The following is a 15,362-nucleotide window of genomic DNA, read 5'->3' on the forward strand; positions in this document are numbered from 1 at the left end:
ACGCTCGCTGAACTTGTTTTGAGGTCGAACGAACATTGATCGCGTTGATCGTGTTCTCTTCGTGTGAAGTATTGGGTACGTTCGGTGGTGAACGACACGGACGTCGGTGCGGGGGCACCCCTCCACCCACGCGCGCCGTCCGGACTCCTCGGCGGCCTCGTCGCCCTCGAAGGTTTCCAGCATGTGTCGTCATTCGCGCCCGTTTTGTAGGCAAACCTCCCGTCAAATTGGCCTAGTGAGCCTGATCACTCTCTGCGCTCTGACTGGCGCGTCGGCGGTGTCGGCCTCGGCCAAGACCGCAGCTCACCACCCCGTGACGCACCGCAACCACTCACACCACGCACAGAAGCACCACCTGAAGAAGCGCCACGCCCTCAAGCACAAGCCGCCCAAGCACCCCACTCCCAAGGCGACCGCTGGGAAGGCAACCTCGGTCAGGCCGGCCCCGCCCAGGGTCGCCCCCACCACAGCCACCCCGACGAAGGCGTCCTTGACCGCTACGCCGTCGACCGCTACCGCCTGGGTCACCCGCTCGGGCTCCCAGCTGCAGCTGGCGGGCAAGCCGTGGCGCTTCGCTGGGGTGAACATGTACTGGCTGGGCCTGGACGAAAACGTCACCGACGCCGCGGGCCCGACCTACCCGACGCATGCGGCAGTCGACAACGGGTTCTCGGCGGCCCGGTCGCTCGGGGCGGGGCTCGTGCGCTCGATCTCGCTCGGCGTCAGTGTCGGATCGCCCCGCTCGCTCGAGCCGACGCTGGGCCACTTCAACGACGCGGCCTTCGCGAGCATCGACTACGCCGTGGCCGACGCCCGGCGGTACGGGGTGCGACTGATGATCCCGCTGACCGACGAGTGGCACTACTACCACGGCGGCAAGCACACGTTCACGAACTGGCTCGGCTACCCCGACGCGCCGGGCCAGAACTGCGTCACCGACGCCGGGCAGCGGCAGCGCGAGGCCGAGTTCTACACCGACCCGCGCATCGTGGCCGCCTTCCACGCCTACGTCGCGCACCTCCTGAACCACGTCAACCCGTACACCGGGCTGCGCCTGGGCAGCGACCCGACGATCGCCATCTGGGAGACGGGCAACGAGGTGTGGGACGCGCCGACGGCCTGGACCGAGCAGACCGCCGCCTATATCAAGTCGTTGGCGCCGCACGCGCTCGTGGCCGACGGCAGCGCCGCCACCGGCAAGGCGATCAGCGAGACCGCCTACGCAGCGCCGCACGTCGACCTCATCGACGCGCACTTCTACCCGACCAGCGTCGCCACCATGACCTCGGACGCACGGTTCACCGCGGCGCACGGCAAGGCCTACATGGTGGGCGAGTTCCCGCTCACCACCCAGACCGACTCGTCGTGGACGACGGCGCTGGCCACCGACCGCGACGTCGCCGGCGGCCTGGCGTGGTCGCTGTTTCCCTGGCTAAGCGCAACGCAACCCGAACAGCACGACGACGGGTACACGTTCCACTACCCCGGCGCCAACGCCACCGAGCGCTCGGCCGTTACCCGCCTGCAGGCCTACGCCAAGCAAGTGGCCGGAACGAACTGAGTCGCGGCGTGTGAAGTGGCTGACGAATCACCTAGTCGACTCCTACCGGCCGCTGAGGTGTGACAGCGTGAGGCGTTCACTCTTGTCACGCAGTTGAAGAAGGTGCCGTGCACATTCCTTCCGGGCCGCTCGCGGGTCGCTACCCGGCGGTGGCCGCCATGGCACTGCTGGCGTTGGTGCCCTACCTCGCCCTGTCCTCGGCGTTGGCGCCCCTGACACCGTTGATCAGCGCCGACCTGCACATGGGGCCGCAGACCCTGTCGCTCGGTCTGGGGATGGCGAACGCGGGTTACGCGCTGGGCACCGTGCTCGCGGTGGTGTTCGCCCAGCACCTGCCGCAGCGCATCATGCTTGTGACCTACGCGGCCATCTCGGTGGTCGGTTCGGTGTTGCTGGCCGCCGCCCAGGACCCGGCCATGTTCATCATCGGCCACGTCCTGCAGGGCCTATGCACGAGCCTGCTCCTCATCGCCGCGGTTCCCCCGCTGGCGTTGGGCTTCGGCGCCGAGAAGCTGCGGTACACGTCGGTGACGATGAGCATGTGCATCTTCGGCGCCGTCGCGCTCGGACCCACCATCGGCGGCATCCAGACCAACGCCCACCAGTGGCGCCCGCTGCTGTGGATCGTGGCCGGCGTCGCCGTGCTGGCCCTGCTGCTGACCGTCCTCACCTACGACCACACGCCGCCGGCCAACCGCAACGTGCCCAAGGACCCGCTCGCCATCTCGTTGGCCGCTATCGGCTCGATCGCCGCCTTCTTCGGGGTGTCCGAGCTGACCTCGCACGACTTCCTGTCCACGGTGACCGTGCTCCCCCTGGTTGCTGGGATCGTCGTCATCCTCGCCCTCATCGTCTACCAGACCAGGAGCCGCAACCCGTTGCTGCCGCTGGGGCCGCTGCTGCGCAGCACCATCCCGGTCTCCGGCATCACGATCGCGTTGTGCGCCGCGGCGGCGTCGGTATCGGTCAGCGACCTGACTCTGACTCTCGTCGCCGAGCAGCGCGGTGCGCTTCACGCGGGCCTGCTGTACCTGCCCGAGCTCGGCGGGGCCCTGCTCACCGCGTTCGCGCTCGGCCGGGTTATTGAGACTCGCTGGCTGCAGTATCTGCCGCCGGTGGGCATGGTCTTCCTCGCCGCGGGCATCCTGGTGTTTCTCGTCAAGGTCCCGGCCGACCCGACCATCGCCCTGGTCGGCTCCGGGCTCACCGGTGTGGGCCTGGGTGCGACGGTGGCGCCGGCGTTGTTCGGTGCCGGGTTCTCGCTGCCGGCACCGAGCCTCCAGCGGGTCTTCGCGATGGTCGAGCTGCTGCGCGCCGTGGCGGCCTTCATGGTCGCGCCGATCTTCGTCCATCTCGCCGCGACAGTGGGCGGCTCGACCGCAGCCGGGACCCGGGACGCACTGTGGATCAGCCTCGCCATCGTCGTGGGTGGCACAGCGCTGGCGGGCCTGTTCTACGTCGCCGGTGGCGCGCGCCCCAGCACGCCGAACATGGACGCCTTCCTCAACGGCGCCGCACCCGCGTGGCCGTCACCGCTGTTGTTCGACCGGCTGCGACGCAGCCGGGTCGAACCGATCACCGACGAGCTCCGCGAAGACCAGGTCGTCGCGTCGCAGGGGTAGGCCGTCGCCGGACGACTACCTGCAACATGCGCGAAGCATGGAATTGCGTACGGTAGGTGCGCTCAAGCCAGCCAGCGAATCGGGAGCACACCAGCACCATGCGCATGTCGGTGATCGGGACGGGTTACCTCGGGGCGACGCACGCCGCCGCCATGGCCGAGATGGGTCATGAGGTTGTGGGCGTCGACGTCGACGAGTCAAAGGTCGCCCGGCTCTCCAAGGGTGAGGTGCCGTTTTTCGAACCGGGGTTATCGGAGCTGCTCTCCAAGCACGTCGACAGCGGCCGCTTGCGCTTCACAACGTCGGTGAAGGAGGCCGCCGAGTTCGCCGACTTGCATTACGTCTGCGTCGGTACGCCGCAGACGAAGGGTGAGTTCGCCGCGGACATCAGTTTCGTCGACGCCGCGTTCACCGAGCTGTGCGCACACGTCAATCCGGGCGCGGTATTGGTCGGCAAGTCGACGGTGCCCGCCGGAACTGCAGCCCGGCTGGCAGAGCAGGTCGAGGCGGTCGGCGGCGAGCTGGTATGGAACCCAGAGTTTCTGCGCGAAGGCCTCGCGGTGCAGGACACGCTCACCCCTGATCGGGTCGTACTCGGCATCCAGGGCGAGCGCGGGCTGGCGGCCATGCGTGAGGCGTACGCGACCATCTTCGCGGCCGACACCCCGCTCATCATCACCGACTACGCCACCGCGGAGCTGGTCAAGGTTGCGGCGAACTCGTTCCTCGCTACCAAGATCAGTTTTATCAACGCGATGGCCGAGATCTGCGAGGTCACCGGCGGCGACGTCGTGCAGCTGGCCGACGCGATCGGTCATGACGCCCGGATTGGCCGCAAGTTCCTCAACGCCGGCCTCGGTTTCGGCGGCGGCTGCTTGCCCAAAGACATCCGCGCTTTCATGGCCCGCGCCGGCGAACTCGGTGTCGACCAAGCGCTCACCTTTCTCAAAAGCGTCGACGACATCAACATGCGACGCCGCGCCCGCATGGTCGATCTGGCGCGTGAGGTCTGCGGCGGGACGCTCGCCGGCAAACGAGTCGCTGTCTTAGGGGCGGCATTCAAGCCCGACAGCGACGACATCCGCGACTCCCCTGCTCTAGACGTAGCCTTGGCTGTTCAACAGGCTGGTGCCGCGGTCCATATCTACGACCCCGAGGCCATGGACAACGCCCGTCGCGATTACCCCACCCTCGCCTGCGCCGACAGCGCACTCGACGCGTGCCGCGACGCCGACGTCGTGCTGCATCTGACCGAATGGCAGGAGTTTCGCGACATCGGGCCGGACGAGATGGGCGCGGTGGTTAGGCAGAAAGTGATCCTCGACGGCCGTAACGTGCTGGATCCTGTCCTGTGGCGCGCTGCCGGTTGGGCTTTCCGCGCTCTTGGCCGGGCGAAGAGCATCACTCGCTAGGAGTGGTTCGACAGTTCGTCAGTGACGATCTGGCGAATTCGAGAGCGGAACACTACTGGCGAGAAGCTTTCGGCATGGGCCTTGATCTGCGCCTCATCCCAATTCATTGCCAACGCCTGGGTGATTGCTCGCGACAGTGACGCCGGTGCTACCTCGTCGAAAAAGATGCCCGAAACGCCGTCTCGAATAGTGTCGAGGTACCCACCGGCACGCAGCGCCACGGTCGGACGCCCGAAGGCCGCGGCTTCCAGAGGAGATAATCCGAAATCCTCGTGTGACGCCGCGACCAGGATGGAGCAATTCGCGTACAGCCACCGCAAATGTTCGTCCGATACACGCCCGAGTAAGCGAACCTGGTCGCCGTCTATCTGCTCTTCCAGAACCCGACGGTACGGCCCCTCACCGACCACGACGAGTTGAATTCCAGGTTGGCTCTGCACGGCCGAAACGACGAGATCGACATTTTTGTACGGGAGCAATCGGGCCACGCACAGAACAAACCCTCCGTCGAGCTTCTGCACGGGTTCAGCTGTACCCGGTCCTAGTGTCGTAGGAGGAAAGACAATTTCGGAGTCAACCCCGTAGGCTCGCCAAATCGCGTTTCTGGTCGCCGTGGAGTTTGCGATGTAACGCTCTGCGCCCAAAGCTGACCGGGCGTCCCATTTGCGCAGTCGACGCAGGCCGACCTCGGAGCCGGAGCGCGCGACCCGACGCCAGCTGAGCGGGTTGGACGCGTTATCGACACCAAAGTATCGGCTACCTTGGTAGAGCCATCTGGCAGGTGCGTGGCAGTAGACTACCTTCGTACCCGAGCAGGAATAACCGTGCGCCCACCCGCTCGAGCTGGCGAGCGTCAGTTCCGCTTCGATCGTGGTGTTCGAAACAACTGACGCCAGGGCCGGCATCGACATGCGATGCCAATTCCGCAACGGCTTTATCGAATTGAGCCAAGACGCCCGAACGTCGACGTCCGAAAATTCAGGAAAAGTTGATTCAGGGTTGTACAGCGTCGTGAACAGCGGAGCCTCAGGAAACGCCCGAGCAAGCTCCAGCGCGACGCGTTCGGCACCTCCCCGCTGGGTGATGTAGTCATGCGCTAACGCCACTGTCATCAATATTTATCCCTGCTGGTCGAAATCGAACGAACTGTCACGCCGCGCCTTGAGCACGGCAGTTCGCTGACGCGTCATTTCCGGGTGAAAACGAAATTGTTGACGTAGGCACCCACGTCGAACGTCGCTCGGGTGCGCCCGTTATCATCAATCCACTGCAGTTGGTCTCGATCCACATCAAAGTTCGACCATGGCAACAACTGACGGTCGAGAATGTATTCGCACCGGTAGGCTCCAAGTTCGCAAATGTCCCGCACCACATCGGCCACTGTCCGGCTTCCTATGTGGCGTTGCTCGATCTCTACCACCAAAGCCGGGCGGTGCGTGGCGATAACACCCTTTGCGCCCTCCAGCACAGACCATTCGTGGCCCTCCACGTCGATCTTCATCATCGATACCTCTTCGGCCGGGCCAAGAAGATCGTCCAATCGAAGCGTCCGCACCTCGTTCTGCACCGTTTGGGCTGAGAATCGCTGCGGCTCTAACGACCCCTGGGCAGGTGCCAATCCGCTGCTCTCGTCGACCGGCACGCTGAAGACTGCTGGGCCGCTGTGGGACGATAACGCCACGTTCATCGGGATTACTCGGGTGGCCCACGTCGCGTTCCGCAGCTGTTCGTACAGTTCTCGCTGTGGTTCAAAGGCAAAAACTGTTCCAGTTCTGCCTACAGAGCGGCTGAGCGCGACCGCAAAGGTGCCGACATAAGCGCCAACATCGACGGCGGTGGACCCTGGCCTGGCAAGCCTCTTGCACACAGCCAGCTCGTGCGAATGACGGCTGTGGGACATTCGATAGGACAGTAACTCGCCGGCCACGCGGCCTGTACCCGGCCGACGCCGCAACCGGGATCCGAGCCCTTCGATCCTCACGCTCTCGCCCTCCTCGTCTCGTGAACGCGCAACGGTACCTGTCCTCTACGTCTCGACGAACGCCGAATGGCAACACGCACGGTAGGCCTAGTCGAGTGTTGTGTGACTGGACCAGGAGAGCAGTTGACGAGCCTGCTCGAAACGATTCTCCCAAGAATGCGTCTGAGCGAGCTGAGAACGTTCCGCGGCTGCAGGTTCACTGAACTGCTGCATTCGATTATGAACCATGCTAGCAAACTTGGGGGCCGATGCGATATGCAATCCGCTAATGTCTGTGGCCGCAAAACTGGCAAGCGGCGTCGATACCACCTCCAAGCCGGCAGCCAGATATTCGAATGTCTTCATCGGGAATATGCCGGAGGTGAGCCCCGACAGCTTGTACGGAATGAGACCAATCCGAGATCGCGCCACTTCTCTGGCCAGATGGTTGAGGGACAGAGGACCTAAATAACTGACTTTAGGATCGCGAAGAAGGCGCTCCACCTCTCTGTCGGAGGTGCCGTCGATGCCTATCGGGCCTGCGAGCGCTAGCGGCGTGCCGGACGCGGCCACCTCGGCGAGCAACGAGAAATCGACCTTCTGCGGCGTCAGATTCCCCGCGAAGATCGCACGCGGTTCCCTTGCACCAGTCAAGTCTCGACCGAACAGCGCCGTATCGGCGACGTTCTCCCATAGAATGACGTCAGTACGTCCCAGTTGAGCCAGGTGTTCAGCAATCTTAATGCTGCTTGCTATGACCGCATCGGCGCGCTGAACGACACGTCTCTCGGCATCAAGTAAAAGCCCGGCGGGCAGCCCCGGCTGCTCATGCAATAAATCCACGCTGTGGTACACGAAATGCGTGGCCAATCGCTCCATCCCGTAAGTCACCGGGGAAAACGACCACAGCGTTTCGGGCTCCGACTCCGCCAGTTCGGGAACGATGGATGCCTGCAGGATTCGCTGATTGAGTGATCGCGCGAGCCAATTGGCGTGAAAAGGCAGAACGCGCGGGCTGACTACCCGCACCGCTCTCGCACTTTCAGTCGTACCCTCCGGCCGGCCATGTCCGGAGGCATCTTTCAGGCGTTTTCTCATTCGAGTTAAGTCAGCAACCGAGATTCGAGGACGGCGTAGACCCAACGACTCGACGTAGAGGACCTGGCGGTCGCGCGCGAGTCCGGTCGCAAGGTGCTGCTTGTTCGTCCAGATGCCGCCGCTGAAATCAGCCGTGGACAGAATTACTACCGTCCCATGCTCTCGGCTGTTTACCATCACATTCCTATCGATACGGCGAGCAGAGCTACCGCCGGAACAACGCAGCTGACAATTGCCAACGCGAAATACGGCTTTGCTGTTCGGCGAGTCCGCGGATCAAGGACACACACGATGACGAAAAGCAACTCGCCCACGATGGTTGCTGTGGCCGTGCCTTTGAGACCGAACGCAGCGGTGAACAATATCGTAAAGGCTAACGACCCGACAAAGTAAACGCTGCTGGCCAGCAAGAATCCAGTGTAATTTCGAGTCACGATGAATAGGGAGGCAAGAATAAAACGTAAACATATCAAGGGCAGCGCCGAGGCCAACAACCTCATGAGTGTGACTGACTGTGTAAACCCGGGCCCAAAAATGACTTCCTGAATAAGCCCGGCAAACGGCCAGAAGACAATGCTTGCCGCACTGGCGAGGGCAATAGTGACAACGGCAAGCCGATCGGGCCGCGTACCGCGGGTCTGATCGCGCTCCGCACCGCCGTCGCTGTGCAACTGACTCAACCTGGGCGTCAGTACTCCGACCAGCGCCGATGGCAGTACGGTCATCTGGTCCAGCACTCGGTAGGACGCCGCGTAGATGCCGGCCGGCACCGCTCCCAGCATGACGTAGGCAGTGGGAAGATCAAGTTTCCACGCAACCATGGTCAAGACGGACGTCAGCAGGAGCAGCCTGGGTTCCTTGGAAGGCGCAGCGGCAGATGTCCGGTCCGCATCAACTTCGCGGCCGCGACGCCGTCGGTCGCCAGCACGCCAGGCAACCCTGAAGGGGAGCTGACGTCGTGACAGCACGACGACAAACAAGCTGGACAAGAGCGTAACGACCCAGAGCTGAACGGCAACCGCAATGAGACCGCCATTGAAGACGCGGACAAGGATCAGCCCCGCAATGGTCAGGACGCTTTGCACGACGATCGTCAATCCGATGAGGTCGCCCCGGTAATTCGCGTGGAGGATGACCGATACACAGCTAAGGTTGTTCGGAATCATCACCAGCGCGAGGACGACGCCAGCAGCCGTTCGTTCTCCTGAGGTGGTGAAAAGGATCACGACGACTCCTGCGCCGGCAAGCACAGCACTGGACTGCAGGCGACGGCGCAGGTAGTCCGATAGGGCTGCACCGGACGGATTGGTTGAAAGATCGCGCAACATCACAGGGCGCTGCGCATACTCAAGTACGTTGGTGATCGTCACCATGACCAGAGTCAACAAGCCGTAGTAACCGAGGTTGCCCGGTCCCAGCTGCCGCGTGATCAGCGCCGTCGCGATGACCCCGAGGGCCGCGCTCAGGATGCGCAAGGTCGTCTCACCAGCCATGCCGAACGAGGCAGAGCCAATGACTAAATTGGTTCTCGTCACCCTATGTCTCGGCACCGACGCCGTCCGCGTGCCGCCTACCCGCACGAAAGCTCACAGGGATTGGGCTGCGTGCTGGGCGTAGACGGCCCAGACTGCGTACTCGTCGGATACGGGCGAGCTGACCGGCGGTGAATGCAGAACTTGCCGGATGGCCTCGACGTAGGCATTCGGCGTCTCCTCCTCGACCGAGGTAGTAGCCAACTCAGCGAGACCTCCTGCTGTAGACGAGACGGTGGGCACGCCCAGACTTCTCGCTAGGGACAACACTCCGGACTGCGAAGCCCGCCGATACGGAGTGAGCAGCACATCTACCGCCGACATCGCCGACGCGAATTCCTCGAGCGGCAAGTAGCCCTCAACGACGTGCAGGGTCAGACCAAGCGCTTCGGCCATCGCTCGAATCTCAGTCAACCCTCCCAGGTCTTGTCCGACAACAACACCGACCCCCTCGGGCATCGCCGCCACGGCCCGGACAAACTGATCCCCGCCTTTGTCTGCGCGCACCTGGCCAAACAACCCGACGACGACACAATCTGCACCCGTCCGGAAGCGCGTTCGGTAGCGCCCGACGAGCTGCGCATCGGGCTTCGGTGCGAACTGTACGAGCGGCGCCTGTCTGACGTTCGCCCCCCACGAGCGCACGCGTTCGACGTCGCGCTGCGAGAAGGCCACCACGACGTCGGCCCGGCGTGCTGCTGCAACGAGCATGCGCTGTTCCAGGACGGAACCCGAGCGCGAGAACGTGTTGTGCGGACTGTAGAGAACCCTATTCGCCGGCAACGTCACTGCCAGCAGAGCACCCGAACATAGCGGCGATGCACCTTGCACGTGCATGACGTCAACGGTGCTCGCCACACGCATCAGGTGAGGCACCGTGCGACAGAGATACCGGATGACCAGTGCGCATTGGCGGAGACGCCTACTGCGCACCGTACGGAACCACGACATACACCGACAGAAACGAACTCCCTCAGGCGAGTCCTGCTCTGGGTCGAACGCGGTGTGTATGACTACGTCGATCTCGCGCCCGACTAGCAACTCAGCAACCCGTAGCGTGTGCTGAAATACGCCCCCACTGCCGCCGATCTCGACGAAATGCACCGTGTTGTCGAGACGCGACGTCACATCTTGCCTAGAGAGATGAGCCGCGACGGACCCGCTTCCGGCTGATTCAGCGTGGTGCCCTTGTGCGCCATGTCAGGTAATCGCGTCCGGGGTCTACTCGTGCGAAGCGCAAGGTATCCAAGAATGAGTGCGGTGGCGAAGAACGGCATCTGCGCACCCATGGGCCCACGAAGGAAGCCTATTTGACATGCGCCGATTATTGCGCCGAGGTGACCGGCAAGGGTGTTTCGATTGTGCAACGTGCGCAGGTCCAACGCCCTGCTCAAACGACCCAGAAAGAACATGATGACCAGCATTCCCGGGACACCGAAGTCGACGAACAGCTCGGTCCACAGCGGTAGTGACAGGTTCTGGAACACGTAATCTCGGCTGGCCGAGACAGGATAACTGGCCGGCTGCGCCTTGCCCGACCAGATCGCTCGGGGAATCCAGAATCCCAGGGCCGAGACGGTGAAGTGCCCGAAACCATAGCCGGACCTGTGTACGTAGTACACAGCATTGGCGGTCTGCTGGAACCCATCGAAATCGACGCCGAGAAACGACGATGTCCCCACGTTCAGAGACCGGCCGCCGTTGTAGCCGGCGAACGTCTGGCCGCCCAATTTGAACCACGCAGACAGGGGATACACCGCCATCAGACCGACGACCTGGGCAAGAGCCAGTACCTGATGAGACTGTCTCGACCGGAGGCGGAACGTCGCATAAATTGCCGCGAGAAGAACGCTGAAGAAAATGAATCTCGACGAGGACAACGGATTCGCGAATAGGGCTACCGCGACCACCGCGAGCCCCAATTGGAGAGCGGACCGCGCCGGGTATTTGGCAGTCGCACCGTCCTTCCGTGCGGCGAAATCCGCGAATGCACAATAGGCCAAAACGGCAGCAGCCGCGGCAGGGAACAACTGAATGATCGCGATCTGGATGGAGCCGCCGGTAGCTTGCGAGATACCCACCTGCTGTAGGTGCTGCGTGAATGTGTATCGCGAGGTGAATCGCGCCGCGACACCGCCAGACCTGCTTAGTGCATACGGTCCGACCACGACCAGCGCAAGCAGCGGTATCCACTTTCGGTTGACTTCAGTAGATGGCGCCGTCCAGGAACTCACCCGCTGGCGGGCCGAGGTCGAGCCCACGCGCGAGCCCACGAAATAGGCCCCTACCGCACCTGCTAGTAACAGCTGGGCAGGTACGTACAACCCGGTAATCGGCACGTCGGGCCACGGCAACTTGTTGTAGTGCATCTGCACGAGAGGCGCGAAACCGACCCAGACGAAGACGAAGCTCCAGAAGCCGTACTGCATGAAGGCACCGGTGCGCGATGAGACGAGGTGAGCGAGTTGGTAGAGACACAAGCCGCAGATGGCCAGGCCGATCCAGGACGCAGGTGAACTTGCTGGGCCCACATAGATCGCCCACATGGCGATAATCACCGCCGCAAGGACAGTTAACGATCCGAAACTCAGCGTACTGGTGATCGCGGCCTCGCCGCGGCGTCGCTTATCGAGCGAGTTACCCAAGGCCTTCGTGTACGCCGCTACCACGACGTCACCCTGTTGATTGCTGTCATTACATCTCTACCTCAAGGGCATCGTAAAGTTCGGCGTACTGTTCCATAGCTCGTTTATGCGTAAAGCTGCTGGCGACCAACATTCGCGCCGCGCGACCTAGGGTGTTGTCGTCGAGGGCTAACCCGCGCGCGACTGCGTCTTCCAAGGCCTGCCAACTCGTATCAGCCGCTAGTACGCCCGTTTGACCATCAAGAATCTTGTCCGGAATGCCGCCTACCGGCGTGGCAACGACGTTTGTGCCCTGCGCCATCGCCTCGAGAGTAGTCAGACTACTTCCCTCGTAACGCGAGGGTTGCACAAAGATTCGACATGATCGCAGAGCACTGGACACCGATTCGTCGTCCGCTCCGTGCACGACACTAAAAGAAACCTTTCGAGATCCGCTCATCATTTTGCTGACAGTGGCTTCGGCCGGCCCGGACCCGAAGTGCGACCAGGCCATTCGCCGCGTGAAAAACCCGCGGTCTTCCAGAGCCAGCAACGCTCGCGCCAAATTGTCGTAGCCCTTGTTCGCGACCATTCGGCCCACGGTCACGATGGCCGGCGGCTCGGACCCGGTCGACCGTGTATCTGCGTCGACCAAGGCTTGATCAGCCAGCACGGATTGCACTGTGTTCGGGACAACCACCAGCTTCGAGTCGTCGACCCCGAGGTTGCGCTTTATGGCTTCGTTCATCGCGTTGTCGGTGCTGATGATCTTCGCCACTGCCTGCGCTCCGCGCTTGCTCATACCACGTACAACGCGCCGGTTTGTCTCCTGCCAAACTGTTCCGGCCTGAAACTCTTCCATCCCGTGCGGATTGGACACGGAGCGTCGCGATATCTCCGTGTTGCGGACTCTGGTCAGCGCGGCGACGGCAGCGCCGTGCAGGTGGGCGATGTCGCCTGGCGTCCAACAGCTCTCGAGAGACCGCGCCAGCGAGACAGCCCACACCCAGTACGACAGGCCGAAGCCTGGGCGGCCCGGCCCGGCAAATGAAACAGGCCAACGGACATCGCGGAAGACGACTCCGTCAGGTCCGGGCTCGGCCCGCGGGGTCGAGTGAACGCAGACCCGAATCCCAAGTTCTCGCAGCATACGCACGTGTACGCCTGCCGCTCGTTCGAGTCCCCCGCGTGGCCGGTCGAAAGCGACGCTTCGAACTCCGATATGAACAACCGGTCGTCGGCTGTCGCCGGAGATCGGCCTTCTCACCACCGGATTAGACAAACGTGTGCGCCGGGAGGACAAGTCCTGGAGCCGCAGGTGCTGCACATGGACCACAGTCTGCCCGATCAAAGCCAGCCGCGGTGGTCCACGTACAGAAGTATTGCCAGGACCACCAGAGCGACCCCGAAGCACATTACGGCGATAGTCCAGCCGAGCCGTCTAGCTATGGCTACAGGGTTTCACGGCGGTCAGTCCCGCGCTGAGGGGCGCGGCCCAGGCCAGCGGGTGAAGGTGAGCTGGCCTGGGCCTTCGCATGCACGGGTTCCGGCGCCCAAACATGCGCACACAACTGTAACTCCGCCCCCGTGACGCGGGGGTAAGAGCTACTGGACAACGGAATAGCTGCCCGTCGGAGACGCCTCCTCGAAGACGCTGATCGGCGGGCCCGTGAGAGCGCGCTCCCACGGATCGAGCGTCACCACCTCCGGCCGGTGACGACCCGGCCCGGGCTTCGGTCGCTGTCCAGCACGGTGAGCGTGGTCGCCTGACGCCGAGCGTCGCTGAAACGGGTCGAAGATCTGCTTGTTGTCGTTCATGTCGAACCCCCGGAAGATCAAGGTTCGGCGCCCCCCTGGTCGCCGATGCAAGCCCTCGACGAAAACGGTAGGTCAGGGTGATCGGCTGCGCACGCCCAGCGCCGCGACGCTAAACGCTCACGACACACGCCCCCCCGCGCCGGCGATCGGCGGAGTCGGTGCTCTCGACGCGGCCGGCGCGACGGGGACGTTCGTGCCAGATGTGGCGGCCACCGGTGAGTCTTCACCGTCAGACACTTTCGCGTCACGTGCTCGACACTTACGGTGTGCAGGCTGTGACACGCACCGACCAGCACCGAGATCGAGTCTTTCGGGGGACCACCACCATGAAGCGCGTCCGACGAAGCCAATCTCATGCTGACGTGGCCCACGCTCTGCGCGAGCTGATTCGGATGGAGCTCGCTCACGAACGCGTCTCCGCCGACGACCGGGCCCGGGCCGCCGACCTGCAGCGGCGACTCGACGAGGCGCGTGCCCGGTACAGCGAGCTCGTCGGCGTCGTCTGAGACCAGCCCGGAAAAGCAGTCGCCGCGAACGTTCGGCGACAGCCAAGTTCTGTCATACCCCTGCTCTATGTTCGATTTATGGCTGCAGTGGTCCTCGACGACGTTCTCGCGTCGCTGCACGCGGTCGTCGACGACCTGTTGTCGCTCGATCTCGACTCGCTGTCCGGAGTCGACGTCGCCGGCCTGATCTCCTCCGTCGAGGTCGAGCGGCGTCGTCTGGACGCGGCCGACGTGCGGGTGCTGAGCGATGCGAACAACCGCGGGCTCTCACTCGATCGGTGCGCTCCCTCGCTGCCCGACCTGGTCGGCGGGCTCACCCGAGTGGCCCGCGGCGAGGCCCGGGCGCGGGCCCTGCGGGCTACCGACCTCGGCCCGCGCCGCACGGTCACGGGCGAGCCGCTGCAACCGCTGCACCCACGCACCGCCGACTCGCTCGCCGCCGGCGAGATCTCCGCGGCCCACGTCGACGAGATCACCCGGTGCCTCGGCCGCGTCCCCAGCGACCTCACCGTCGAGGCGTTCTCGGCCTGCGAGGCCTACCTCGTCGAAGCGGCCCGGCACGAGGACCCAGTCGGGCTGCGCCGTTGCGGAGAGCTCACGCTCGCCCGGCTCGACCCCGACGGCGCCGAACCGAAGGAGCGCGACCTCGAGCGCAACCGCACCTTCGGTTTCGGCGGCCGCAGCGGCGCGAACGGCGTCTACGGCTCGCTGACCACCGAGACCAAAGCCGTGTGGCAGACCATCGTCGACGCGCTGGCCAGTCCACAACCGGACGGGGACGGCGAGCCCGACCCTCGCACCGCCGGGCAGCGCCGCCACGACGCGATGCTCGTGGCCGGCCTCCGGCTGCTGCGCTCGGGCAGCCTGCCCGACACCGGCGGCGTTCCGGTCAGCCTGGTCATCCGCATCGACGCCGACGACCTCGAGCGCGCGCGCCGCGGCGAGCCCGGTGGCATCGCGCAGACCGCCCACGGCGACCTGATCAGTGCCGAGCGGGTGCTTCTGCTGGCAGAGCAGTGCGAGACCACCGAGGTGGTCCTAGGCGCCTGGGGCGAGGTGCTCGATTACGGCCGCTCCCGCCGCCTGGCCTGCCCCGCCCAGCGGAAAGCGCTGATCGCCCGCGACGGCGGCTGCTGCTTTCCCGAATGCACCCGGCCGGCCTCCTGGACTGAAGTGGACTTGCCCTGGTTTCACGGACAGGTGGTTGATTGTTCCGTGTAGTCGGTGGG

12 protein-coding genes are annotated in these 15,362 nt (G+C 64.0%); 5 read left to right on the forward strand and 7 right to left on the reverse strand.

What is annotated here, in order from left to right:
* The first annotated feature begins 490 nt into the window (after positions 1 to 490).
* From ACFFCA_RS10115 to ACFFCA_RS10125, 3 genes are all read left to right on the forward strand, one after another.
* A complete protein-coding gene (locus tag ACFFCA_RS10115) occupies positions 491 to 1,561 on the forward strand; it encodes a hypothetical protein (protein ID WP_375484349.1) in 1,071 nt (356 codons plus the stop codon).
* Positions 1,562 to 1,668: 107 nt separating this feature from the next.
* Positions 1,669 to 3,183, forward strand: coding sequence for an MFS transporter (locus ACFFCA_RS10120; RefSeq protein WP_375484351.1), 1,515 nt, complete (start codon positions 1,669 to 1,671; stop codon positions 3,181 to 3,183).
* 98 nt (positions 3,184 to 3,281) lie between these two features.
* Positions 3,282 to 4,595 carry a UDP-glucose dehydrogenase family protein gene (locus tag ACFFCA_RS10125; RefSeq protein WP_375484353.1) on the forward strand — a complete coding sequence of 438 codons (1,314 nt, stop codon included), beginning with the start codon at positions 3,282 to 3,284 and terminating at the stop codon, positions 4,593 to 4,595.
* Here ACFFCA_RS10125 and ACFFCA_RS10130 read toward each other — a convergent pair.
* The 7 genes from ACFFCA_RS10130 to ACFFCA_RS10160 form a co-directional block, all read right to left on the reverse strand.
* Positions 4,592 to 5,707, reverse strand: coding sequence for a glycosyltransferase (locus tag ACFFCA_RS10130; RefSeq protein ID WP_375484355.1), 1,116 nt, complete (start codon positions 5,705 to 5,707; stop codon positions 4,592 to 4,594). The two genes, ACFFCA_RS10125 and ACFFCA_RS10130, sit on opposite strands and share 4 nt — an antisense overlap.
* Positions 5,708 to 5,781: 74 nt before the next feature.
* On the reverse strand, positions 5,782 to 6,522 hold the full coding sequence (locus tag ACFFCA_RS10135; RefSeq protein WP_375484357.1) for an FkbM family methyltransferase: 741 nt from the start codon (positions 6,520 to 6,522) through the stop codon (positions 5,782 to 5,784).
* A gap of 141 nt (positions 6,523 to 6,663) precedes the next feature.
* Complete coding sequence (locus ACFFCA_RS10140; protein ID WP_375484367.1) at positions 6,664 to 7,830, reverse strand: glycosyltransferase; 1,167 nt, start codon at positions 7,828 to 7,830, stop codon at positions 6,664 to 6,666.
* Positions 7,830 to 9,146, reverse strand: coding sequence for a hypothetical protein (locus ACFFCA_RS10145; protein ID WP_375484359.1), 1,317 nt, complete (start codon positions 9,144 to 9,146; stop codon positions 7,830 to 7,832). Before ACFFCA_RS10145 ends, ACFFCA_RS10140 begins: the two co-directional genes overlap by 1 nt.
* Before the next feature lie 93 nt (positions 9,147 to 9,239).
* Complete coding sequence (locus ACFFCA_RS10150; protein ID WP_375484360.1) at positions 9,240 to 10,313, reverse strand: glycosyltransferase family 4 protein; 1,074 nt, start codon at positions 10,311 to 10,313, stop codon at positions 9,240 to 9,242.
* Entirely contained in the window at positions 10,310 to 11,854 is a 1,545-nt protein-coding gene (locus ACFFCA_RS10155; RefSeq protein ID WP_375484361.1) for an O-antigen polymerase, read from the reverse strand. The genes ACFFCA_RS10150 and ACFFCA_RS10155 overlap by 4 nt, the downstream gene beginning before the upstream one ends.
* Before the next feature lie 25 nt (positions 11,855 to 11,879).
* Positions 11,880 to 13,223 (reverse strand): glycosyltransferase family 4 protein, encoded by a 1,344-nt coding sequence (locus tag ACFFCA_RS10160; protein WP_375484362.1) that lies wholly within the window; start codon positions 13,221 to 13,223, stop codon positions 11,880 to 11,882.
* A 766-nt stretch (positions 13,224 to 13,989) separates the two neighbouring features.
* Here ACFFCA_RS10160 and ACFFCA_RS10165 point away from each other — a divergent pair.
* Both ACFFCA_RS10165 and ACFFCA_RS10170 read left to right on the forward strand, forming a co-directional pair.
* Complete coding sequence (locus tag ACFFCA_RS10165) at positions 13,990 to 14,133, forward strand: hypothetical protein (RefSeq protein WP_375484363.1); 144 nt, start codon at positions 13,990 to 13,992, stop codon at positions 14,131 to 14,133.
* A 78-nt stretch (positions 14,134 to 14,211) separates the two neighbouring features.
* The gene (locus tag ACFFCA_RS10170; RefSeq protein WP_375484364.1) at positions 14,212 to 15,354 is read left to right on the forward strand and encodes a DUF222 domain-containing protein; all 1,143 of its coding nucleotides are present in this window, start codon (positions 14,212 to 14,214) and stop codon (positions 15,352 to 15,354) included.
* Positions 15,355 to 15,362 lie beyond the last annotated feature (8 nt).

The organism is uncultured Jatrophihabitans sp., assembly GCF_964252635.1.
Lineage (GTDB): Bacteria > Actinomycetota > Actinomycetes > Mycobacteriales > Jatrophihabitantaceae > Jatrophihabitans.